This window comes from Archangium violaceum Cb vi76 (genome assembly GCF_000733295.1).
GTDB lineage: Bacteria > Myxococcota > Myxococcia > Myxococcales > Myxococcaceae > Archangium > Archangium violaceum.
This window is the reverse complement of the sequence record NZ_JPMI01000423.1, coordinates 45,744-69,373: the sequence shown is the minus strand read 5'-3', so window position 1 is coordinate 69,373 and position 23,630 is coordinate 45,744. Positions and strand designations below refer to the sequence as shown.

Genomic DNA, 23,630 nt, shown 5'->3' with positions numbered 1-23,630 from the left:
TCGTTTTTTGAGAATGCACGAGTAGAATGGCCTTGCCTGCCTGGCACTCAGCCGGGCGGGTACCCCCTTGGAAGCAAGAGCAGGAGGCGCTCTCTCATGAAGAAGCTTTTGAGCACGGCCATCATCGCCGCCACCGCCCTGGTGGGCGCGGAGGCGTCGGCCACCAACTACACGCTGTGGATCCACGGCCGGAACGGCGGCAGCACGAAGGCGGGCAACTACACCGACTTCAGCTACTGGGGCCCGAGCAGCACCGCGGCCGGCATCAACAAGAAGGCCGTGAACTGGAACGGCACGCAGAAGATCTCCGTGGAGAACTACCGCGTCCGTGACGCGCTCGACTGCTTCTGCACCGGCAGCAACTGGTGCTACATCGCGGCGCACAGCGCGGGCAACCTGCAGATCGGCTACGCGCTGTCCATGTACGGCGGCTCCACGCGCAACAAGAAGAACGCCGTCCCCAACTCCTCTGGCGTGTGCGGTAACGCCGGTGGCACCCAGGTGGGCTGGAACATCAAGTGGGTGGACGTGGCCTCGGGCGCCGGCGGCGGCAGCGAGCTGGCCAACTACGGCGACTGGGCCACGAGCGAGCCGCTCACCAGCGACCTGGTCACCTCCACGGCGCGCGGCATGTACAACCACAACACCACGCGCTCCATCTGGTTCTACATGTTCGCCGGCGCCAGGGGCACGGCCTACTCCGGCGTGCTCCCCGGCCAGGATGACGAGGCCGTGTCGTACCACTCCACTGGCGGCGTCTCCGCGACCGGCGGCTTCTGCAACCCGGGCGATTGGTTCTGCGACGGCACGCTGAACACCGGCACCACGGCCACCAGCAACGGCAAGGCCAAGTGGAGCTACCACACGGTCGAGCTGCGCGATGACGGCGAGTCCTACGATCACTACGCCGCCGGCAACTGGGCGGGCATCGTCGGGCCCGTGCGCACCGACATGGTCAACTACGCCAAGTAGGCCGTTTCTGGCAGCATTGGATGTATCCCCATGAATCAGCCCCCTTCCCGCCGTGGCCGTTGGCTCCTCTTGCTCGTTCCTCTCGTGCTGGGAGTGGGGGGGGTGTTGCTCTCCGTGGGGCTCATTCGTCCCGGGCCGGGTGCGGCGGACTCGTCCGCGCCCGGTCCCGAGGTCTCCAGCGGTACCCAGGCCGAGCCACCGTCGCGCGGGCCGGCACGGCCGTCCGCGGTCTCCGCCCAGCGCCCTGTCCAGCCCGCCCTGTCGCCCGAGGAGCTCGAGCGCGAGGCGCAGCGGCAGTTGTGGGAGAAGCGTCTGGAGCGGGCCCGCTTCACCCTGGACTCCTACCGGAAGTCCACGCGCTACCCGCATGAGTCGCGGCCCATCGAGGAGCACCCGGACCTGGTGTATCCGCAGTCGCCCGAGCGCAAGCAGCCCCTGGACAAGGACAAGGGAGACATCGCGCTGAAGTTGAAGCAGGAGAAGGTCTACGTCGTGGGCGACGAGGTGGTGCGCTTCTTCGTGGGCTGCGAGAACGCGAGCTCCGGCCAGCCGCTGCCGTGCGAGGTGCACTCCGCCGTGGCCCGAGAGGCCCCGCACATGGCGGGCGCCGGGCAGGCCACCCCCGTCCCCCTGGACTTCAACGACACCGGCCGCAATGGCGACGACGTGGCCGGGGACGGCATGTGGACGGGCAGCTTCCAGCCCTCGCGCCAGGGCTTCGCCATGTTCGAGGGCACGCTGCGCGTCGAGTTCCGCGTGCGCGCCAACGGCAGTGCCGAGGGGGGCGCCTTCTTCGACATCGTCTTCACCCCCGCCGCGCCCGCCACCTTCACCGGCCGGGTGCGCGAGGTCATCGAGAAGGGCTCGCTCCAGCTCTACGTGGGCCTGCAGGTGCGCAAGCCCGGCCGCTACGTGATGGCGGGCCGCGTGGATGACGAGGCGGGCATTCCCTTGGCTTATCTGGAGTTCAACGAGGAGTTGGAGGCCGGCGCCCGCGAGGTGCGCTTCGAGCTCTTCGGGTTGCTGCTCCACGACAAGAAGCCCGACTTCCCCCTGCGGCTGCGCGACGTGGAGGGCTTCCTCCTCCGGGAGCAGGGAGATCCGGATCGCGAGCTGGTGAAGGGGCTCTACGGTTCCGTGCACACCACCCAGCCATACGCGTTGGAGCGTTTCTCCGAGGCCGAGTGGGACAGCGAGCAGCGCCGGCGCTACCTGGAGGAGTACGCCCGGGACGTGGCCGAGGCCGAGGGGGTCCTGGGTGGCCTGTCCGGACAGCCGGCGGCCCCCAGGGCTCCGTAGAAGCGGGACTGTTCGGAGGGGTTTCCCCGGAGCATGGGGACGGCGCACGATTTGCGGTCGTGTGCCGCGCGGCCGCGCAGCGGTTGCGTCCACGGGAGGACAGCGCACTCCGACGCCGGGGCGGCCCACGCCTTGCTACGGGAGGGGTGTTCCCGCCCCTTCCCCGGGGGCCCCACATCCCCACGAGTCGAGTGCCCGTATGAGCAGCGTCCAGGCGTTCCCGAATCGCAATCCCCCGCCGAGTAACGTCAGTCCCTCCGACAGCCAGAGCAACGACCTGCGGCTCGTTCCCGTGGAGATCGCTCCGGACACCTTCTGGGTGGGCAAGCGCGACCCCGGCAACATCTTCTACGCCAACCCGTACCTGCGCCGCTTCCGGGGCACGGACCCGAAGACGGGCCGCCCCAACGAGTTCAACCTGCTCATCGACCCGGGCTCGAGCAGTGACTTCGCCCAGGTGTCCACCAAGGTGACGTCGCTCATCGGCGGGTTGGATCGGATCAGCGCCGTCTTCATCAACCACCAGGATCCGGACGTGGGCTCGTCGGCGAGCATCATCTCGGCGCGCTACGCGCCCAAGGCCGGCATCCTCTGCTCGGAGGACACCTGGCGGCTCATCGTCCACCAGAACCTGCCGCGCGGCCGCTTCATCGCCACGGAGAAGTTCAGCCACGGGCTCAACGTGCCCACCGGCCACCGGCTGATGCCCGTGCCCTCGCCCTTCTGCCACTTCCGCGGCGCGGTGATGCTGTACGACCCGGAGACCCGCGTGCTCTTCACGGGCGATCTGTTCGGCGGTGTCACGGACGTCAACGCGCAGGGCCTGTGGGCGGATGAGTCGGATTGGAATGGCATCCGCGCCTTCCATCAAATCTATATGCCGGTGAACCTGGCACTGCAGCGCGCGGTGGCCGTCATCCGCGCTCTGGAGCCGGCGGTGGAGATCATCGCGCCGCAGCACGGGCGCCTCATCCGTGGGCCGCTCATCCAGACGTTCCTGGACCGGATGGAGAAGCTGCCGGTGGGCCTGGACATCATGGACGAGGCGCAGGATCGCTCGCACCTGCAGGCGTGGAACGCGGTGCTGGAGCGGGTGATGACGCTGGCGCGCGGCTACCTGGGCCAGTCGGTGGACGAGAAGCTGATGGGCAGCACGGAGCTGGCCGAGACGGCGAAGGTACAGAACGGACAGATCTCCATCCAGCGGCTGGGGCGTTGGACGGTGGAGCACGTGGTGGATCTGCTGTGCCACGGGGAGCCACCGGAGATCGCCGGTCCCATCATGATGGAGGCCACCACGGCCGCCGCCGAGTACAACCTGCCCACGCCCCACCTGGACATCGAGGGCAATGGCGTGCCTTCCAACGTGTCGCTGCTCGCGGGCTGAGGCCGCGCGAGGGGAGGGGAGGCTGCCGTGACGGACGAGGAGCACGACAGCGGGGTGGCGTACCTGAATCCCGAGGAGGGGGCGGTGGTGCCGCCTCCCGTGGCCGTACCGCCGCCCTCGCGCGAGTCGCGGGGGAGCGGACCCGCGCGCACGCTGTTGCTCGGTAGCAGTGAGCATCCGGTGGATGCGCAGCCACAGGGGCAGCCGGTGGTGCGCGGGCTCATCCCGGGGCAGGTGGTGGCCGGGCGCTACCAGGTGGAGCGTTGGTTGGGCTCCGGAGGGAGCGCCATGGTGCACGAGGTGATTGAGCTCACCTCGGGAGCGCACCTGGCGCTCAAGGTGCTGGCCGTGCCGGGCGCGGACGCGTCGCAGATCGCCCGCTTCCGCCAGGAGGTGGAGCACGTGCGGGGGTTGGCTCATCCCAACATCGTGCGGGTGTATGACGTGGGAATGGATGGGGACCGGCACTTCCTCACCACGGAGTTGCTGGTGGGGATGGATCTCAAGCGCCGCTTGATGGGCACCCGGCCCACGCTGGCCGAGTCGCTGCGGTGGCTCACCCACGCGGCGGCGGCGCTGGAGCATGCGCACGGGCGCGGCGTGCTGCACCGAGACGTCAAGCCGGGCAACCTCTTCCTCACGAAGCCGGGCATCCTCAAGCTGATGGACTTCGGGCTCGCGAAGAGCTCGCACGTGGCGGGAGTGACGGCGCAGGGCGCGGTGCTCGGGACTCCCGAGTACATGGCTCCCGAGCAGATCTCCGGCGCGCACCCGGTGACACCCGCGACGGATCTCTATTCGCTGGGCGTGGTGGCGTATGAGCTGCTCACCGGGCAGTTGCCCTTCCGTCACCCGCAGCCGGTGCCGCTCATGTTCCTGCACGTGCAACAGCCGCCCGTGCCTCCGCGCACCCTCACCCCGAGCCTGCCCGAGCCCTTCGAGCACGTGGTGCTCAAGCTGATGCAGAAGCATCCGGAGCAGCGCTATCCGAGCGCCGCCGCGCTGCGGAGTGACCTGGCCCAGCTGTGGCCCCTGGCGCTGCCACCGAGGGCGACGTCGAGATGAGCCTGCTCCGGTTTTCTGGCGCTCCTGCACTTCGGTAGTGACAGATGGCTCGAAGGGCTGCCATTCCCTCCGCGCCAGGTGTCCGCGAGCTCCCGTGATTGACGGGCATATCCTGGCTCCCCTGTAATGGCCCTGGCCAGGAGGCTCCATATGCCGCGCTCTGGGGTGCTGCTGCTGTTCGTGTTGCTCTCGGGGTGCAGCGCCTCAACGAGGGCCGTCGTCCGCTTGGACACGGGCCTGGGCGAACCCATTGTCCACACGCCTCGCCGCAACGCGGAGCCGGTGGCGGTGAGCGAAAAGGAGTTCAAGAAGGCCGTCGCGCAACATGGCCCCGCTGTGCCTTCAGTCGAGCGGCCCCTGGAGAATGCTCGGCGGGTGTTTGGAATTCCCGAGCGCAGCGGCTGGTACCGGTACGAAGGCGGGAGCCAACGCCTCATTGCCTCGGCGCCGGGGAACAACAGGAACCTGCGCCTGTTGCCCGAGGACGAGGAACTCAAGCGCTGCTACCTGCTGTGGTGTGAGCACACGTGGGGGGGTGGAGATTGCCTGCGCCTGCTGGTGGACAAGCCATTCCTGGATGGGGATGCCAGGTATGCGCTGGCCATGGCGATTGCTCACCGCGAGGTACTGAGGGCGATGAAGGAGGAACTGGCCAGGCTGGTGAACCCCCAGGCGGTGGTGGCCACGGTCGTGGGCGGCCTGACGATGTACGCCATCTTGCTCGCACTGCCCGAGCCGGTGAGCAAGGGCATCGCCGCGCTGATGACGCTGGGGGCCATGGCCTACCTGGGCTGGGACACGGTGTGGCGCCTCATTGATGGGTGGCTGGTACTTATGAAGGAAGTGGATGAGGCCACTACTTTCGAGGGCATCTCCGCGTCCGGAGAGAAGTTTGGGAACACGATGGGGGAGAAGGCGGCACGAGCCTTCGTCATGCTGGGCACGGTGGCCCTGGGGAACACGGCTTCGGGGATGGCGGCGGCCCTGCCGAAGTTGACTGGGACCGGGCAGGCTGAGGTGTTGGCCGAGACGCAGATGAACATCCGCTTCACGGCCCCAGCGCTGGCTCAGGTGGAGTCGGTCGCCATCACTGCCGAGGGCGTCACCATCGCGCTGGCCCCCAACGCAGTCGCCATGGCGGCTCGCGACAGTTCGAGCAGCAGCGCCGTAGGAAGATTCAGAGCAGGAACCTACGGTGAGCTCAAGAATGCTGGCATCAAGGACTCTCACCATGTGATTCAAGATGCCGCCGTTCGAGAGCTGCCCGGATATGACAGTCGTTCAGCTCCAGCCGTTGAGCTGAATGGTCCATCGACGCGCGTTGGCACTGCACACTATGAGGCGACTCAGGCTCAGCGTCAGGCCGGGGGAGGGACCTACGCTGACGAGCGCAGGATCGCCTATGAGGCCCTGCGACGCGCAGGGCTGTCTCCTGAGGAGGCACAAACGCTCATTGGCCGCGCCGATGACTACTTCAAATCGATCGGCGTCACGCCATCAACACCGACCAGAATCCCCGGCAATCGGTAGGAGGCTGCACTGTGGACGTGAAATTGATGGGTCAGGTTCGGCGCCTGATAGAGGATCTGGCGGCAGGACGGTATGCGGCGATCGCAGCGGATGGCCGAGCAGGGCGCCTGACCGAAGCGGAGTTGAGAACTGCTGTCGAGCAGTATGGGCGGACTCTTGTTCCCATGCCATCTGACGGTGAGAGGCTTGTAGCTATCCATGAGCAGACATCTCAGCCGGATGCGGTCACCCTTGATGTACCTTTGTGGACCCGGGAGGAAGGCCGCAGCGACCTGACACTTTCGGTGACGGCGATCAAACAGGGCGAAGCCTACACCGTTGAAGTGGACGATCTGCACGTTCTTTAGAACGCCCAACAAACGTCAGCCCAGAATTGCGCGTCTGGTCATCCGATGGCGGATCTGTGAGCCATGTCGAAAGAACTCCTCGCGGCGCTCGAACAGCACGATGCATCCCGGGTCAAGGCGCTGCTGGCCGGTGGTGCCGATCCGGACGAGCCGCAAGCGCAGTTGCCGGGTTTGCGTCCGCAGCATGTGGCCATCAACGAACTCTCAATTGTTGAGCTGCCTTGCCACTGCGCTCACGGCTGATGCAGCAGGCGTCCATCCAGGCCCAACTGGACGCGGCTGAGGCCCAGCTGCGGCGGGCGACGCTCCTCCAGGCCACATACAATGACTGGGCCCTCCGGCACCGGGACGCCACCAGCCTCGGCGATCGGCGCGGCTACTCGGCGTGGACGTCGGGGGTATGCGCTCACAGCTCGAGCGGGAGCTCTTCCTTGCCCGCAGGACCGCCGCCACGAGCGTGGAGCGATGCCGGATCTGCGGCAGCACTGGGGATGGCGAACTGCTCGACGGGGGCATATGCTTGGTCCCCACGTCGTGTGACCCATGCGCTGGCACCGGCCAAGTCCGCCGCGCCACACCAGCCATCACCTGACGTTGCTCCCCTTCTCGCCTCCAGACCGGCCGCATCCCCCTGTGCTTCTTGCGAGACAGATGACGGACGAGGAGACATCACGGTATGCTGCCGTACATGGCCCATGTGTTCCTTAGCCACTCTCATAATGACAAGCCTTTCGCTCGGCGGCTCGCCGCCGATCTCCGGAATGCTGGCCACTCCGTGTGGATAGACGAGGCCGAGATAAACATCGGCGATTCATTGCTCGGAAAGATCAGGGCAGGCTTGGATCAAGTCGACTTTGTCGCTGCCATCCTCTCGGCTACTTCGGTAAAAAGCCCTTGGGTTGAAAAGGAGCTTGAGATTGCATCAACCAGAGAAATAGACGAAAAGAGAGTGGTTGTTTTACCGTTGCTTGTCGAAGATGTTGAGCTGCCTGGCTTCCTTCGTGGGAAACTTTACGGAGACTTCCGCGACAAGAGCGCATACGAGCAAACTTTTGCCCTGCTTCTGCGCGCGCTTGGTCCTTCTACGGCGGTCCCGCCCGTCGGAGAGAAGGAGCTTAAGGAACTCCGCAAGGAACTCGCCCTCGCTCGACGATTGGCAGCGCAGCACGAGGCGGATGCGAGACGAGCAGGAGAAGCAGCGTTTAAAGCAAAGAGCAAGGAACTCCAAGCAGCGATCAACAAGGCAAACAAGAACCACCCACAGCACGCGCCAATCAATAAGACATATGCATTTCAGATTGGCAGCGTTATGGTTACGCTTGATTATGCTCTGTGGGTCATTGCGAAGTCGGAGCGTGAGGGGTCGCATCCACTTGCTATTCTCTTGAGCATCGAAAATCGGTGGGGCGATATAGAGCGCATGCTTGAGGCCTATGAGGAAATGCTGTCTCGACAGGGATCTGCTGATAGAACCTGACGAAATCCATTCCGAATCATTCAGGGCGCGACGGCGGCCACGGTGGGAGGAGGGCCGCGCACCGTCACCCTTGGGAACGTGACTTTCCCGGTGAACCTGAAGGCGGAACCTTGAGCACGGCCACTTCAAGCGGTGCCGGTCTCAATGGGTGGAGCGTCCGCCGATCTCCGGGAAGCGCTCGTAGGCCCGCTTGAGAGCGTCCAGGTGGGCGGGGTTGTCCAGGTCGAGCGGCGCATCGGTGAGCCGGACAACCCACCCGCTCGTCGCGGTACGCCGTGCGCGCGAGAGCAGAGCCGCGTCGCGGGCGGGGTCCGGAAAGCCGATGGCTCGTGCGGCAGGGGCCGACCAGTAGTTGAGCCACCCGAGGTAATGCGGAATCTCAGGTGCGGGGTTGTACCGAGGGAGTTTGAGCGATGGCAATCCGTGGGGAGGAACATGCGGCTCATCACCCGGGCGGCAAAACTGCTGCGCCACTATCTGGCCATGTCCGCTCGGTGACGCATGCCCCCAAACCGCGCGCGCGCCCTCTCCTATCGCATCCAGCACATCCGCTGCCGCCGCGATGCCGACTGCGTCCAGTGGCAGCGTCGCATGGACTTCAAAGCGCGGCGGACTCCCTACGGCAAGGCCGCTTGGGTTTTCCCACCCGGTAAGCGTCACGGGGCGGCTTTCGTCATCGTTGCAAAGGAATGGAAACCCGCCGTCTGTTCTGTCTGCCGCAACCCACTCGTCGCGGTGAGTCAATGCAAGGAAGCTTCCCTTTTCAGAAAGGGTCCACGCCAGTCGCAAGCCGGGAAGCGCGCGCTCCATTCCATGGACGATGGCGAGAGGGCGCCCATCGTCGCCCACAAGCGCGGGCGCGTAAACGGTAAGGGTGAGAGACCTTGGCGCGGCTGTCATTTCAGCACCAATCCATGACGACGACTGTGAGTTCAGGGTCTAGCTCGAGCAGTGCGGCTTTGTGTGCGGCGCTTCGCACGCCAACGACAAAGTTATACCCACACGCTTCTGCGAGTCTCTTCTCGCGCTGTATTTCCGGCAGTTTCACTTTGGCAAAGAACCTCTGGGAGTGAAGGGTGTGTAAGTCGAAATCATCAGTCTTGACTTCCCACAACGTGCGCGCGGCGAGTTGCAGTGCGTCGAAGTTCTTGCCATTGACGAGCACATCCCAGCCGGGGAAACTGTTGTTCGGAATTCTGTCGGCGCACTTGTTGTGTGGGCCATTACTGCCAAGGTGCGGCACCGGGATGGGCTGGCATTTCGGGTCGTCTTCCTGCGTGAGGGCGGACGCAGGCTGCTTCTGCGGCGCGGGCTCCCGGGCCGCTGCTTTCGCCGGACGAGGCTGGACCTCAAGCTCCGCCATGAGCTGCCGCGAGGACTCCGCGACGTCCCGCAGCCGTGCCTCGAACTCCAGTTGAGCGTCGACCCAGGGCGGGCGTCTGTCAGACTCCGGCCCGGCGGTGCTGGAGGGCCAGAGCAGGACGAGGGTCACGAGCATCGGGCCCACCCTGGAGAGCGCTAAAGGGGCCTCGCTTGCGCGCCCAGCTTGAGCGAGGCCTTCGACTCCCCTCGCCACCCCAGCGGCTTGCCCGCTCGTCCTCGCGGCGCGGGAGAAGCGATCGAAGGCCCGTTCCGCTGCGGTGAGCTTGCGGTCCAGCTGTTCCCACTTACGCGGCTCCAGGTCCCTGCGCGCCCGAGAGAGCAGTGCCCTGGCCTTGTCCAGGTCCGCCTTTCCAATCCACGACCGTTCCGGCACCGGCTCCATTGGCGCGGAAACGAGCCGGATGCGCGGGCCCGAAGTGGGAGTCGACGCCAAGGCGTGGGGCCGTAGGAGCGACCGCGGGGCGGGCGCGCTCGCGCAGGCGGTGAGCAGCAACAGGAGAGCGCTCCAGGTTCGGAAGCGCATCGTCACGTCCTTTCGTCAAGCGCGGGTGCTGCGCGGGTCAAGACTGGCCTGACGTCCATTGGAGTATGCCAGCACGCTCTCACAGCGACGACGCTCGGAACGTGCCGTCAACCCGGGTTACTCGTTCGCGGTGACGGTGTTGTAGGCCGTCGCTCGGACGACAGCGCTCGGGTGCTGGCGTAGGGCCTTCAGCCGGCGGGTCGCGTCCTCCCGCCAGTGCAGCCGTTGCCCCGCCACCGAGACGAGCACCACCGCCGTCAGTGGCAATTCGGCCTCCACCGTGTCCGCCACCTCCAGCAATGTCTCGGGTTCCCACCCGGCACTCTCGTCCTGCACCTCCGTGGCCACCGCGGCCGAGAGGCTCCAGGCGAAGAGCGGCTCCTCCCGTGCCTCCGTCGCCAGCACCCGCAGCACCTCCGCGACGGCCCGCGCTTCGCGCCACTCCACGCTGGCCAGCCGCAGCGTGGCGCTCTCGGGCCACAGCGACGCATCCAGGGAGAGCACTCGCGCCACCTCGTCGAGCCGCGCCCTCAGGCCCAGGCGCACCGGCCGTGGCAACTCGAGCAGCGTCTGGTGGAGCCCCTTCAACCGCTGGCGCGCGGGCACGTCCCGCTCGGGAGTGGCATCGGGCGTCAGCGGCGCGGAGGCGAGCTGCTCGGCGCAGGCCACCACCTGCTCGAATGCCTTGCCCTCACGCGTGACTTCCACCAGCGCCCACGCCGCCTCCCGCCACTCGGCCCCGCCGGACAGGTCCAACACCCTCGCGGCCGACTCCCGGGCCACCTGCTCCTCCACCCCCGCCGCCCAGCCCGGGAGCACCGTGAAGGCCCTCCGGCGCACGGTGAGCTCCGGGTGACGCGACACCTGGATCACGAGCGCCGCGTAGCGAGGCCTCGCCTCCAGGGGCAACTGCGAGGGATGTGGGTCGAGCAGGCTCGTGGCCACGTACTCGTCCGGGCTCCGGGCCATGGCGTCCAGCAGCTCCCAGGCCGCCGGGTCGTCGAGAAGCTGGCGCGCGGCGTGGCCCACGGCGATGCGCACGTCCCGGTGCAACTGGGGCCTGTCCCACTGCTGGCGCAGCAGGGCCACGCTGCGCGCCGAGCGGAAGGTGCCGAGCAGCCGCAGGGCCTCCTTGTGCACCGTCACCTTGAGCTTCTCGCGCGAGAGGAGCGCGCCCAGCGTGGAGGCGAGCGTCTCCGGAGAGACGAGCTTCGCCACGCGGGGGATCGCGTACATGGCCACCCGGGCCCGGTCTCCGTCGAGGTGCTCCAGCAGAATCGGGAGCGCCGGCTCCGGCCTGTCCAGCCACACGAGCGCCCCGAGCGCGGCCTCCACCGTGGGCACGTCCGGCGAGTCGAGGAAGGGCGTGAGGGTGTCCACTTCCACCGCGGGCAGGTGGGGGAGGATGTGCAGCACGCTCATCCGCTCCCAGGCGCTGCGAGAGGTGTCCCGGGCCATGTGCAGCAGCAGCTCCCTGAAGCGGAGCTGTTGGCGCGGCAGCCAGCGCTGGAAGCCGCGGCGGGCCGGGGGCACCCAGCCCGTCTTCCCCGTGCTGAAGCGTCCTTTCAGGCGCCGCCCCTGGAGGAACGGGTCCAACCACTCCTGCCGGCGCCGGTGGAGGTGCTCGAAGACGATGCTCAGGGTGATGGTGCTCTCGTCCCGGTCGAGCAGCTTGCGCACCCGCGCATCGCGCGTGCGCGGCGGGGCGAGCCACAGCTGGGTGGCCTGCTGCGCGACCCAGTCGGGTGTGGCCTCGGTGAGGGGCTCGAGCATCGCCTGGAGCATGTCCACGTTCCACGCACGCCGGCCGAGGGCCTGGGTGAGCGTGAGGATGAGGCCATGGCTCTCGCGCTGCGCGGCCGAGCGGATCATCGGCAGCAGGGCCGCGAAGAGGTGGTGCTCGGTGCCCCGCGGCAGATTCTGCTCCAGCGGGGGCAGGACGAGCGTGCCGGACTGGCCGGCCAGCCGCTTCAGCGTGTCGAGCGCGAAGCGGAACAGGGGATTCTCGGGCGCGGTGGCGTGGGCGCGGATGAGCCGGAAGGCCAGCTCCTGCAGTGCCATCTGCGTGCCGCGCGAGGTGTCCCGCGCCTCGACGACGTACGTCACCAGCGACTCGAGGGCCGGGATGTGCCCGGGCTCGAAGAGGGACGGAGGCACCCGGGAGAGCTCGGTCAGGGCCTCCAGGCGCACCGGATCCTGATCGTTCTTCAGCCGGGAGAGGTACGTGAGCGTCTCCGCGAGGCCCCGGCGGGACAGGCCCGTGCAGGACACCAGCAGCGAGAGCGCCCGGGCCCGATCCTCCGCCTTGCTGGCGAAGGCCGCCTTCTGGAGGGGCTCGCGCGCGTGCTCGATGGTGCGCAGGGCCTGCATGGCGAGCCGCCGCTCCGGGTTCTCCCGCACCTCGCGCAGGCCGAGATGGCGCACGGCCTCGGCGTCCCGTAGCTCATGGGGGAGGACCTGGAGCAGGGCCTCGGGCAGCTCGCGGGGCGGCGCTCCCTCGAAGGCGTGGGCGAAGAGCCCGGCGCGCTGGGAGGGGGGCAGGGCCTCCAGGAAGCGGGCGAGGTCGGACGGGGACTCCGCCAGGGCCCGCGCGAGGCCGCGGCGCTGGGCATCCGAGAAGAAGCGGAGCTGGCGCAACATGCCCGCCGTCAGCTCCCGGCCGAGGTGGGCCGCGCGCCAGCCGGGGCGGGTGAGGAGCGTGAAGACCTGCTCCGGGTGGCGCCGCGTGAGCCGCGGGAACGTCTCCCGCACGAAGTACGGAAGCACCTCTGGAGGCGCGAGATCCCTCACGAGGTGGAGCACCGCCTCGCCATGAGACAGCGTCAGCTCGGAGAGGGGCACGCGATAGGAGGCGAAGAGGTAGTGGCGCTCGCGCTCCGGCGCGTGGGTGAGGCGCGAGCCGATGAAGGCGAGCACCACGTCCGGGTGGCGGCGCACCAGCGTGCGCCAGGCGCGGAACGTGTGCTCGAGCTGGGGCAGCAGCCCGCGCACCGTGTCCGCGTCGAGCGCGGGCAGGAGCAGGGCCGCTTCCGCCGCGCCGTGGCGTCCGAGGACGATGGGGAGGAGCCGGGCCGCGAGCGCGCTCCGCTGGGCCCGGGCCACGTCCTTGAGGAACCGGCGGCGGACGAAGGGCGACATCTCCGGAAGGAGCCGCTCGAGTGCGGCGTCGTCCTGGACATGGCTTCCAGCCAGGGCGGCGGCCCGCGCGCGCACGAGGCTGGAGGGGTGGGTGAGGCCTCGCAACACGCGGGATTCGTCCCGAGCGCTCCGGGCCAGCTCGAGCGCGAGGCTCGCCTCGTACGCATCGCCGGACAGGAGCTCGTCCATGAGCTGCGTCAGCGCGGGGCTGCCCTGGCTCTCATGCCCCAGCCTGGAGACCCGCGCGATGCGTGCGCCGTAGCCCAACGAGTCCAGTTCCGACAGCAGTGCCTTGCGCGACGGTACCTTCATGGGTGCTCCCTCCCCGGAATCGGAGACGTTAGACCAGACCGGGTAGGAGCATGCCCCCGAAGTCATGGGCTTTCACGGGCACGCGGGCGGCGGGGCTCTTGGGGTACTCGCTCGCCAGCAGGGAGAAGCACCACGTGTCCTCCGCGGGGCCGCCGTCCCCGCGAGCCCGCTGCCGCAGCGTCCCCTCCAGTATGAAGCCCAGCTTGCGTGCCACCGCGGCACTGGCCTCGTTGCCCACCGCCACCTGGATGTCCATGCGCTCGAGCCCGTCCAACTCGAAGCCCACCCGCACCAGCGCCGAGACCATCTCGGTGGCCACTCCCTTCCCCGTGTGACGCGAGTGCACCCAGTACCCCAGCTCCCGTGCCTTCTCTTCCCCCCGCGCCAGCAACGCCAGCTCGCCCACCAACTCCCGCTGCTCCGCATCGAGCACCGCGTGGATGCGGTTCTGATCCAGATCGAACTTGCCCCGGAATTGGCGCACGCGCTGGAGGTGCTCCGCCACGGGACGGGGCTCGTCCCTGGCCCAGGTGAACCACGGCAGGAGGGCTTCCCGGGTGGCCGCGACGGCTGCCTGACGCAGGGGCGCCAGCTCGGGTGAGTAGCAGCGCAGCACGAGGCGCTCGGTGCGGATGAGGTAGGCGGGAGAGGTGGCCATGGCTCGCGACCCTACCGGAGCCCTGTCCCGGGGTGGGGTCCGGAGTCCCCGGTGCGTGGACTCCCAGGCGGGAGGGTGGGGACGGGAGACCCCAGGCGGCCGAGTCCTTTCGCGGGGTTGGCGTCGGCCCTCGTCTTGCTCCTGTCCGGGGCAGGGAGGAAGAGCCGATGCGAATCGACAGCGCGGGATGGACGCACGTGGGACGCCGCTCCCACAACGAGGATGCCTGGATGGCCCGGTCGGACCTGGGCCTGTTCGTGGTGGCCGACGGGCTCGGCGGCTACGAGGGCGGTGAGGTGGCCAGCCAGTGCGTGGTGGACGCCTTCTCCGGCTTCTGCGAGCGCGTGGCGAGGGACCCCGAGGCCACCTGGCCCCGTCGTCCGCGGCGGGGCCTCTGCCGAGAGGAGGACCTGCTGCTCAACTGCACCCTGCTCGCCCAGCGGGCCGTGCTCTCGCGCCGCGTGGGGCGGTTGCGTGAGATGGGCTCGACCGTGGTGGCTCTCGTGCTGGGGGCTCGGGGCGCGGCCGTGGCCCACGTGGGCGACAGCCGGCTCTACCGGCTGCGTGACGGACGATTGGAGGCGCTGACCCGCGACCACTCCATTCTGGAGGAGATGCGGGAGGCCGGCGTCGAGACGCCCGGACGTGGGGAGAGTCCCTATGGGCACGTCATCACCCGCGCCCTGGGAACCCAGCACGCGGAGCCCACCGTGCGACGGCTCGAGGTGCGGGCGGGGGATGTGTTCCTGCTGTGCTCGGATGGGCTGTATGAGCCGCTCGGGCCGGAGCGGCTCGCTTCACGGTTGGGGCAGGGGAGTGCCGCGGGGACGGCCGAGGCCCTCGTGCAGGAGGCCTACGCGGCGGGCGGCCGGGACAACATCACCGCCATCGTGGTGGGCGTGGGCGCGGAGTAGGGGGCACGGGAGCAACCCAGGGGACCCGATACCCTCACCCTGTCCCTCTCCCGGGGGGAGAGGGGATGTATTCGAGGGGGGTGGGCAAGGGGCGTGGCGAGGAGCTCAGTCGGGCTCCTCGGGGAGCAGGCCATGGCGCCGGGCCAGCGCTCGCAAGTGTTTGCGATCCACTCCCGCCTGCCGCGCCGCTTCCGAGAGGTTTCCGCCCGCGCGCGCCAGCACGTCACGCAGGTAGTGGCGCTCGAAGGCCTCCACCAGCGCCTGCTTCGCCTCCGAGAAGGGCAGATCCGTGCGCAACGGCACCTCGGGCCCCGTCCCCTGCGGCTGGAGCGACAGGCGCAACTCCTCGAAGCCGTGGGCCCCGCGCGAGAGCACCAGCGCCCGCTCCAGCACGTTGCGCAACTCGCGCACGTTGCCCGGCCAGTCGTGCCCCGACAGCAGCTCCAGCCCGGGGCCTCGGATGGCTCCAGGCTCGAAGCCCCGGCGGCGCAGCAGCTCCGCCACCAGCAGGGGCAGATCCTCCCGGCGCTGCCGCAACGGCGGCAGGGGCAGCGTCACCACCGCCAGCCGGTAGTAGAGGTCCGGACGGAAGGTGCCCTCGGCCACCGCCAGCGACAGGTCCACCCGCGAGGCCGCCACCACCCGCACGTCCACGGCCTGCTCGGCGTCTCCTCCCACCGGGCGCACCCGGCGCTCCTCCAGCACGCGCAACAGCCGCGCCTGCACCGAGGGCGCAATGCCCGCCAGCTCGTCGAGGAAGAGCGTGCCCCCGTGGGCCCGCACGAAGGCGCCCGAGCGCGCCGCCAGCGCCCCCGTGAAGGCTCCGCGCACATGTCCGAAGAGCTCGCTCTCCACCAGCCCCTCCGGCAGCGCGCCGCAGTCCACCGCCACCAAGGGCCCCTTGCGCCGGGCACTCGCCTCGTGGAGCGCGTGCGCCACCACCTCCTTGCCCGTCCCCGTCTCTCCCTGGATGAGCACCGTGGTGTCCGAGGGCGCCACGTGCTCCAGCACCGCGAACAGCTCGCGCATGGCGAGGCTCTCACCCACCAGCTCCCCGAAGCGCCGCGCCTGGCTCGGGGCCACCTCCCACGGCTGGCTTTCGGCCTGGATGCGCAGGAAGCTCCGCCCCACCTTGAGCGTGGCGCCCACGCGCACCCGCGCCTCGCCAATCCGCGAGCCCTCGTACAGCGTGCCATTGCGGCTGCCGAGATCCCTCACCACGAAGTCCCCTCCCTCCGCGTGGACCTCCAGGTGCTCGCCCGAGACGCGCGGGTCGCTCAGCCGCAGCGCGCAGCCCTCGCGCGTGCCCACCCGGACGGGAGACCTTCCGAGTGCCACCGCGCGCCCCGCGTCGGGCCCATCGATGACGACGAGCTGACAGCGCCGGGGCGGGATGCTCCCCGAGGACTCATTCTGGGTGGCGAGGGCGGTCTTGGACACGGTGGCCGCGCCAGTCTATCCCACCCTCCAGGGCATGGCCCTCGTGGGTCGGGCGGAGAACCGCTCCGCCGATGTCTCGTCTGGCCGGGAGAGGGGCGGTGACGGCGGTTGCCTCGCGGAAAGCCGCTCATCAGATTCTGGACACACGAGGGAGGATTCCATGAAACGGAGACGGCTCACTGGAAACACCACGGTCCTGAGGCGGTGGGCCGGTTCGATCGCGGTGCTCGCCGCGTTCGCTGGCCAGACCGCCCTGGCAGCACCCGAGGAGGCGGACAGCGCCCAGAAGTCCGGTGTCTCGCCCAAGGCCCGCTCGATGCTCGAGAAGATGAGCGACTTCCTCGGCGGCCAGCGGCAGTTCACCGTCCAGGTGGATGGCTCGACGGAGGTCGTGCTCCAGAGTGGAGAGAAGGTGGAGTTCAACCACTCGAGTGAAGTCCGGCTCAAGCGCCCCGACAAGCTCAGGAGCGACCGGCGCGGCGAGAAGGCGGAGATGGAGTTCTACTACGACGGACGCAGCTTCACCCTGTACGGCGAGAACAATCACTACTACGCCACCGCTCGCGCCCCGGCCAACATCGACGAGGCGATCGACGCGGCACGCGAGCGGCTGGGCATCGAGGCGCCCGCGGCGGATCTGCTCTACAGCAAGCCCTACGACATCCTGATGGAGGATGTCGTTTCGGGGACCTACCTGGGGACGGCCTTCGTGCGCGGCGCTACCTGCCACCACCTGGCGTTCCGCGGAAACGAGACCGACTGGCAGATCTGGATCGACGACGGGCCCAGGCCCGTGCCGTGCAAGTTCGTGATCACCTCGAAGAAGATCGAGGGCTCGCCCGAGTTCACGGCCGAGTTCTCCCGGTGGAACTTCTCACCCAGGCTCGGCGACGAGGTGTTCCATTTCTCGCCGCCCAGCGATGCCAAACGTATCGACTTCCTCGCGGAAGAGGTTGCCCAGAGGAAGCAAGGAGACAAGAAATGAAACGCAGGCATCTCTCAGCCCTCTCTCTGATGTTCGTGTTCGTCGCGGGCGATGCCCTGGCGGTGATCGGCAGGCCCGCGACCCCCATGAGCTATGCGGGAGTGGCTCGCCGCACCACGCGTCGCGTGGCCTATGCGGGAGCGGCGACGGCAGCGGCGGTGGGGACGGCCGCCGTGGTGGGAACGGCGGCCGCGGTGGGCACGGCCGCGGTGTTGTCCACGTTGCCCGCTGGCTGTGTCGAGGTCGTCAGCGCGGGCGTCATGTATCAGAGGTGCGGGAGCACCTATTACCGGCCGACCTACAACGGCCCCAACCTCGTGTACGTCCCCACGCCGATGTGAGGCCCGGTCAGGGGGGTGGTGCCGCGAGCCGCTCGGGCTTCGAGCAGGTCGGTGTCCAGCGTGAGGTGCATCGCTCCGCTGGCGTGCTCGGAGTCACGGTGGCCCGTGGCCTTCAGCGTGGCGCTGCCGGAGTCCACGCGGAATGTCTCTCCCGTCCAGGTGTTGAGCAGCCGCAGGTCCACCGGCCTGCTGGGCGCCACGTGCAGCTCGCTCTGGACCGAGGGGGCCGGCGGCTCCAGACGGGGTTCCACATGGAAGGTGAGCACCACCTCGGGGAGCTCCAGTACCCGCTTCGCCGGGCCCTCCACCCGCACGGACTCGAAGGTGAGCTGGAGCCGGCCGTGCGGCGTGCCCTGGGCGTCCGGCTCCACCACGCCGAGGGCATGCCAGGGGGTGTGTGCCCGGGCCGGGCCGAGGCTCAGCGTCAGGGGGGGCACCCCGGGCCTCCACACGGCTGCCCGGCTCCACACGGCCCCGCTGGATGCGCACGTCCGCCTCCAGCGTGCCAGCGCCCTCCTGGAGGCTCACCTCCGCGTGCCGGGACAGCCGGGCCCCGAGCCAATCCAGGGGGAGGAGGTCTGCCTTGGCCTGGAGCCGCCCTCATGCTGTTGCCGCGGGCGGAACCCCGGGGACGGCGGGCGGCGTGAGCCTTCGCGCCGGTGCGCCCGGGCAAGCAGCGTGCCCCCGGGCGCGAGGGCTCCATCCTCCAGTGCCCAATGGGTCTGGATGCCCTCGGGTTCATCCGTCTTGAAAGCGGCGCGAAGGCGTCCCCCCCGGGCACGGTGGTCTGGAGTACGAGGAGTCCTAGCTTGGTGCGAGCAGGACTTCACGGAGCTGGCACACCCATGAAAAAGACGGGTCGACGGCAGGCAGGCAACGCCTCTTCCACTTCCGACACCCTCCAACGAGAGGTGCTTCCCATCCCGGATCAGCCCTACCAGGGCGTCCGGCCCTTCAGTGCAAGCGATCCGAGCGCGAAGTTCCCCCCCATCAAGCCACTGCGGCCCCCGCGGGGCGCCCCCAACGTCCTGGTCGTCCTGTTGGACGACGTGGGTTTCGGCGCCTCGAGCGCCTTTGGCGGCGTCATCCATACGCCCACCGCGGAGCGCCTGGCGAAGGGGGGGCTCAAATACAACCGCTTCCACACCACCGCGCTCTGCTCACCCACGCGCGCCGCGCTGCTCACCGGCCGCAACCATCACGCGGTGGGGTTCGGTGGCATCACCGAGATCGCCACCTCCTCGCCAGGCTACACCTGCGTCCGGCCGAACCACTGCGCGCCGGTGGCGGAGATCCTCAAGCTCAACGGCTATAGCACCGCGCAGTTCGGCAAGTGCCACGAGGTGCCGGTCTGGGAGACGAGCCCGGTGGGGCCGTTCGACCGGTGGCCCACCGGCTCGGGCTTCGAGTACTTCTTCGGCTTCATCGGCGGGGAGACGAACCAGTACTACCCGGCGCTCTATGAGAACACCACGCCCCTCGAGCCGGAGCGCACGCCGGAAGAGGGCTATCACTTCATGGCGGACATGACGGAGCGCGCCATCGGGTGGGTGCGGCAGCAGAAGGCGCTCGTGCCGGACAAGCCGTTCTTCATGTACTTCGCGCCGGGTGCCACGCACGCGCCCCACCATGTGCCCACCGAGTGGGCGGACAAGTACAAGGGCCGCTTCGATGCTGGCTGGGACAAACTGCGCGAGGAGATCTTCGCCCGGCAGAAGAAGCTCGGCGTCATTCCCAGGAACTGCGAGCTCACGCAACGGCCCCAGGAGATACCGGCCTGGGAGGACATGCCGGAGAAGCTCAAGCCGGTGCTCGCGCGGCAGATGGAGGTCTACGCCGGGTTCCTCGAGTACGCGGACCACCACGTGGGGCTGCTCATCGACGCGCTGGAGCAGATGGGCGCGCTGGAGGACACGCTCGTCTATTACATCATCGGGGACAATGGCGCCTCCGCCGAGGGCACCCTCAACGGCACGCTGAACGAGGGGTTCATCTTCAACAACATCTTCGGCGTGGAGACGCCCGAGTACCTCATCCAGAACCAGGACAAGATGGGCACGCCGGAGGCCTACAACCACTACGCGGTGGGCTGGGCGCATGCCATGGATACGCCCTACCAGTGGACCAAGCAGGTGGCCTCGCACTTCGGCGGTACGCGCAATGGCACCATCGTCCATTGGCCCAATGGCATCCGGGCCAGGGGGGAGGTCCGCGAGCAGTTCTCCCATGTCATCGACGTGGGGCCCACCGTCCTCGAGGCCGCGCACCTTCCCCAGCCGGTGATGGTCCATGGCGTGCAGCAGACCCCGATGCAGGGAACGAGCATGCTCTACGGCTTCGACGACGCGGAGGCTCCGGAGCGGCACGAAACGCAGTACTTCGAGATGTTCGGCAATCGCGGCATCTACCACCAGGGCTGGACGGCGGTGACCAAACACCGCACGCCGTGGGAGACCGAGTCGAAGGTGCGTCTCGAGGATGATGTCTGGGAGCTGTACGACACGACGAAGGACTGGAGCCAGGCGAGGAATCTCGCCGCCGAGATGCCGGAGCGGTTGAAGCAGTTGCAGGAGCTCTTCCTCATCGAGGCCGCGAAGTTCTACGTGCTGCCGCTGGACGTCCGTAGCGTCGAGCGCTTCAACTCGGAGCTCGCTGGCCGGCCCGAGCTCATCCACGGCGACTCGCAGCTCCTCTCCGGCGGCATGAGACGGATCAGCGAGAACTCGATCCTCAACATCAAGAACAAGTCGCACTCGGTGACGGCGGAGGTGGAGATACCGGAGGGCGGCGCGCACGGGGTCATCATCACCCAGGGAGGCAGGTTCGGCGGCTGGTGCCTCTACGCGTACAAGAACCGGCTCCTCTACTGCTACAACTACGGCGGGCTGCGCCGGTTCTACATCGAGTCCGGGCGTGAGCTGCCCAAGGGCACGCACCAGGTGCGCATGGAGTTCAAGTACGACGGGGGCGGCGTGGGCAAGGGCGGCGACGTGACCCTGTACGTCGACGGCGAGAAGGTGGGGGAGGGCCGGGTGGAGGCGACCCTGGCCAACTCGATGTCTCTCGACGAGACCGCGGACGTGGGCCGCGAGATGGGCTCGTTCGTGGCGGAAGGCTTCACCAACGGGGACAGCATCTTCAACGGCCGGGTGAAGTGGGTGCAGCTGGACAAGGGCAAGGAGGACTTCGACCACTTCGTCTCGCCGGAGGAGCGCTTCAGGCTGGCGATGGCGCGGCAGTAGCACCGGGCCTCGGACACCGGCTGGGCAGGCTGGGAACTGGCCGGAGGCAGGGCCGCCTCGGGATGACAACCATGACGAAGACGAACGAGCGGGAATTCAGCGAGCCGGCCTACTGGCAGCAGTTGCTGGCCACCCTCCTGCTCTCCTTGGCGGCCGTGGGCTCGGCCTTCAGTGCCTGGCAGTCCTCTCGCTGGGGGGGAGTGCAGGCGGTGCACTTCGCCAGCGCGTCCGCCTCGCGTGTCGAGGCGGTACGCGCCTTCGGCAACGCCAACGTCCAGATGTCCTATGACGCCAACACCTTCGTCCAGCTCGTGCTCTCCTCCCAGATGGGAGAGCAGCGGGTGGCGCGGCTGGTGGGCGAGCGCTTCCTGCGCAAGGAGTTCCGTCCCTTCGCGGAGGAGTGGCTGGCGATGAAGCCGCTGGAGAATCCCGATGCACCTCCCACCCCCTTCGAGCTGAAGTCCTATACCAACGCCCAGCACCAGGAAGGCCTCGAGCTGGAGCGGACGGCCATGCGGTATACGGAGGAGGCGAAGCGCGCGAACCAACACTCGGACGACTACATCCTCGCCACCGTCTTCTTCGCCCTGGGCCTCTTCTTTGGTGGACTTTCCACCAAGCTGCGCAACCAGCGGCTCGTCACGGTGCTGCTCGTCTTCGGTGTGTTGGGGAGCCTGTTGGGGCTGCGCCAGCTGCTCGTCCTCCCCTTCCACTGAGCATGGACGGGCAGGACGCCCCTCCCTGTCGGACAGGGCACGAGTAGGGCCATGCCGCCGCCCGCCACCTCGTTGCCTGGCGGCACCCCGGATGGACACGGATTGTCCTGTTGGACACACCCGCGGGCATCGGCTGAGGGAGGACTCGACACATGCCGCACAGCAAGAAGACGGGCAATGGCCACTCGAAGTCAGGCAATGGCCACGACAAGAAGGCGGAGCGCAGGCAGCCCAACATCCTCGTCATCTGGGGAGATGACATCGGGTTCTGGAACGTCAGCGCCTACAACCAGGGGATGATGGGCTACCGCACCCCGAACATCGACCGCCTCGCGAAGGAGGGGGCGCTGCTCACCGACTGCTACGGGCAGCAGAGCTGCACGGCGGGCCGGGCCGCCTTCATCACCGGCATGAATCCGCTGCGCACGGGGCTCACCACCATCGGCATGCCGGGCGCGAAATACGGACTGCAGGACTCGGATCCCACCATCGCCGAGATGCTCAAGCCGCTGGGCTACGTGTGCGGCCAGTTCGGCAAGAACCACCTGGGTGACTCCAATCCCTACCTGCCCACCGTGCACGGCTTCGACGAGTTCCACGGCAACCTCTACCACCTCAACGCCGAGAACGAGCCGGAGTGCCCCGACTACCCGAAGGATCCGGCGTTCAAGGAGAAGTTCGGGCCGCGAGGGGTGCTCCACTGCTGGGCGACGGACCGGGACGACCCGACCGAGGATCCCCGCTGGGGCCGCGTGGGCAGACAGCGCATCGAGGACACCGGGCCGCTCACGAAGAAGCGCATGGAGACCGTGGACGACGAATTCCTGGCCTCCTCGCTGAGCTTCATCGAGCGGGCGGCCAAGGAGGGCAAGCCCTTCTTCCTCTGGCACAACACCACGCGCACCCACGTGTGGACGTACCTCAGCGACAAGTACAAGGGCAAGACGGGCAAGGGCCTCTATGCCGACGCCATGACCCAGCTCGACGATATCGTGGGCGCGCTGCTCGCCAGGCTCGAGGAGCTGGGCATCGCGGACAACACCCTCGTCGTCTTCTCCACCGACAATGGCGTGGAGAAGATGGGCTGGCCCGATGGCGGCAACGCGCCATTCCGGGGGGAGAAGGGCTCCACCTGGGAGGGCGGCGTCCGGGTCCCCTGTGTGGTTCGCTGGCCGGGCGTCATCGAGCCGGGCACCGTCATCAACGACATCTTCGCGCACGAGGACTGGATGCCCACCTTCGTGGCGGCCGCGGGCGGTCCCGAGGACCTCGCCGAGCGGTGCAAGAAGGGTTTCCAGGTGGGCCAGAAGAAGTTCCGCGTGTACCTGGACGGGTACGACCAGCGCGAGCTGCTCGCCGGCAAGGGGCCGGGCAGACGCCATGAATACATCTACGTGCTCGACAGTGGAGATCTCGCCGCCGTCCGCTACGACGACTGGAAGCTCATCTTCTCCTACCAGGATGGAGAGGGGCCGGACATGTGGTTCAGCGGCAAGCGTTTCAACCCCGCCTGGCCGTACATCATCAACCTGCGCTCGGATCCGTTCGAATACGCCACGCACTCGGGGCTCTACACCTCGTGGTACGGGGAGCGGATGTTCCTCTTCGTGCCAGGGCAGATGGTCGTCCGGCGCTTCGCCGAGAGCCTCATCGAATACCCACCCAGTCAGGCGCCGGGCAGCCTCAGCATCGGGCCCCTCAAGGAGAGGGTGCGGGAGAAGATGAAGGAGAAGGCGGCGCAGCGGAAGGCGCGGCATCAGGAAGACGAGGAGGGCGAGACCACGAACATTGGCGAGACGCTCCACCACTTCGCCGATGAGGTCGAGCGGGCCATTGCCCGCTTCCGGCAAGCACACGCCTGATGACGCCAGGTCAGGCGATGCCATGCCCGGGAGTACTTC

Annotated in this window: 19 protein-coding genes and 1 pseudogene; 14 read left to right on the top strand and 6 right to left on the bottom strand. The window is 68.2% G+C overall.

Features of this window, described 5'->3' with window-relative positions; all coding sequences use genetic code 11:
• Positions 1–96 precede the first annotated feature (96 nt).
• The 8 genes and pseudogenes from Q664_RS50075 to Q664_RS55935 all read left to right on the top strand — a co-directional run bounded on the left by Q664_RS50075 (position 97) and on the right by Q664_RS55935 (position 8,077).
• Complete coding sequence (locus tag Q664_RS50075) at positions 97–972, top strand: hypothetical protein (RefSeq protein ID WP_043414240.1); 876 nt, start codon at positions 97–99, stop codon at positions 970–972.
• Between the two features lie 69 nt (positions 973–1,041).
• The gene (locus Q664_RS50070; RefSeq protein ID WP_235217187.1) at positions 1,042–2,271 is read left to right on the top strand and encodes a hypothetical protein; all 1,230 of its coding nucleotides are present in this window, start codon (positions 1,042–1,044) and stop codon (positions 2,269–2,271) included.
• A gap of 199 nt (positions 2,272–2,470) precedes the next feature.
• Positions 2,471–3,658, top strand: a complete 1,188-nt coding sequence (locus tag Q664_RS50065; protein ID WP_052519705.1) for an oxygen-binding di-iron domain-containing protein — start codon at positions 2,471–2,473, stop codon at positions 3,656–3,658.
• Between the two features lie 27 nt (positions 3,659–3,685).
• Positions 3,686–4,723 (top strand): serine/threonine-protein kinase, encoded by a 1,038-nt coding sequence (locus tag Q664_RS50060; RefSeq protein ID WP_084611005.1) that lies wholly within the window; start codon positions 3,686–3,688, stop codon positions 4,721–4,723.
• A 150-nt stretch (positions 4,724–4,873) separates the two neighbouring features.
• Positions 4,874–5,890: pseudogene (gene sitA5 / locus Q664_RS50055) on the top strand (SitA5 family polymorphic toxin); the annotation flags it as partial.
• 389 nt (positions 5,891–6,279) lie between these two features.
• Positions 6,280–6,600, top strand: coding sequence for a DUF7668 domain-containing protein (locus tag Q664_RS50050; RefSeq protein ID WP_425117493.1), 321 nt, complete (start codon positions 6,280–6,282; stop codon positions 6,598–6,600).
• A gap of 63 nt (positions 6,601–6,663) precedes the next feature.
• Positions 6,664–6,843 carry a hypothetical protein gene (locus Q664_RS58725; protein WP_152622827.1) on the top strand — a complete coding sequence of 60 codons (180 nt, stop codon included), beginning with the start codon at positions 6,664–6,666 and terminating at the stop codon, positions 6,841–6,843.
• A gap of 433 nt (positions 6,844–7,276) precedes the next feature.
• Positions 7,277–8,077 carry a toll/interleukin-1 receptor domain-containing protein gene (locus Q664_RS55935; protein ID WP_200883889.1) on the top strand — a complete coding sequence of 267 codons (801 nt, stop codon included), beginning with the start codon at positions 7,277–7,279 and terminating at the stop codon, positions 8,075–8,077.
• 141 nt (positions 8,078–8,218) lie between these two features.
• Here the strand turns inward: Q664_RS55935 and Q664_RS55930 are convergent, their stop codons facing one another.
• The 4 genes from Q664_RS55930 to Q664_RS50030 all read right to left on the bottom strand — a co-directional run bounded on the left by Q664_RS55930 (position 8,219) and on the right by Q664_RS50030 (position 14,091).
• A complete protein-coding gene (locus Q664_RS55930; RefSeq protein WP_075207738.1) occupies positions 8,219–8,977 on the bottom strand; it encodes a DUF5953 family protein in 759 nt (252 codons plus the stop codon).
• Between the two features lies 1 nt (position 8,978).
• A complete protein-coding gene (locus Q664_RS58720) occupies positions 8,979–9,575 on the bottom strand; it encodes a DUF6310 domain-containing protein (protein ID WP_152622826.1) in 597 nt (198 codons plus the stop codon).
• A 525-nt stretch (positions 9,576–10,100) separates the two neighbouring features.
• Positions 10,101–13,433, bottom strand: a complete 3,333-nt coding sequence (locus Q664_RS50035; protein WP_043414232.1) for a hypothetical protein — start codon at positions 13,431–13,433, stop codon at positions 10,101–10,103.
• Positions 13,434–13,461: 28 nt separating this feature from the next.
• Positions 13,462–14,091, bottom strand: coding sequence for a GNAT family N-acetyltransferase (locus Q664_RS50030; protein ID WP_043414228.1), 630 nt, complete (start codon positions 14,089–14,091; stop codon positions 13,462–13,464).
• 167 nt (positions 14,092–14,258) lie between these two features.
• Here Q664_RS50030 and Q664_RS50025 point away from each other — a divergent pair, with 167 nt between their 5' ends.
• A complete protein-coding gene (locus tag Q664_RS50025; RefSeq protein ID WP_043414226.1) occupies positions 14,259–15,005 on the top strand; it encodes a PP2C family protein-serine/threonine phosphatase in 747 nt (248 codons plus the stop codon).
• 105 nt (positions 15,006–15,110) lie between these two features.
• Here Q664_RS50025 and Q664_RS50020 read toward each other — a convergent pair whose 3' ends face one another.
• Positions 15,111–16,445, bottom strand: a complete 1,335-nt coding sequence (locus tag Q664_RS50020) for a sigma 54-interacting transcriptional regulator (protein WP_043414222.1) — start codon at positions 16,443–16,445, stop codon at positions 15,111–15,113.
• 160 nt (positions 16,446–16,605) lie between these two features.
• Here Q664_RS50020 and Q664_RS50015 point away from each other — a divergent pair, with 160 nt between their 5' ends.
• Together Q664_RS50015 and Q664_RS55925 are read left to right on the top strand one after the other, a co-directional pair.
• Entirely contained in the window at positions 16,606–17,430 is an 825-nt protein-coding gene (locus tag Q664_RS50015) for a DUF2092 domain-containing protein (protein ID WP_043414218.1), read from the top strand.
• On the top strand, positions 17,427–17,771 hold the full coding sequence (locus Q664_RS55925; protein ID WP_075207737.1) for a hypothetical protein: 345 nt from the start codon (positions 17,427–17,429) through the stop codon (positions 17,769–17,771). Before Q664_RS50015 ends, Q664_RS55925 begins: the two co-directional genes overlap by 4 nt.
• Here Q664_RS55925 and Q664_RS50005 read toward each other — a convergent pair.
• Positions 17,729–18,208: a hypothetical protein gene (locus tag Q664_RS50005; RefSeq protein ID WP_043414216.1), complete on the bottom strand. Its 480-nt coding sequence runs from the start codon at positions 18,206–18,208 to the stop codon at positions 17,729–17,731. The genes Q664_RS55925 and Q664_RS50005 overlap by 43 nt on opposite strands.
• 408 nt (positions 18,209–18,616) lie before the next feature.
• Between Q664_RS50005 and Q664_RS50000 the strand changes: the two genes are divergently transcribed.
• From Q664_RS50000 to Q664_RS49990, 3 genes are all read left to right on the top strand, one after another.
• Complete coding sequence (locus Q664_RS50000; protein WP_052519703.1) at positions 18,617–21,013, top strand: arylsulfatase; 2,397 nt, start codon at positions 18,617–18,619, stop codon at positions 21,011–21,013.
• 71 nt (positions 21,014–21,084) lie between these two features.
• The gene (locus tag Q664_RS49995) at positions 21,085–21,729 is read left to right on the top strand and encodes a hypothetical protein (protein ID WP_043414210.1); all 645 of its coding nucleotides are present in this window, start codon (positions 21,085–21,087) and stop codon (positions 21,727–21,729) included.
• Between the two features lie 152 nt (positions 21,730–21,881).
• A complete protein-coding gene (locus Q664_RS49990) occupies positions 21,882–23,591 on the top strand; it encodes an arylsulfatase (RefSeq protein WP_043414207.1) in 1,710 nt (569 codons plus the stop codon).
• Positions 23,592–23,630: the final 39 nt, after the last annotated feature.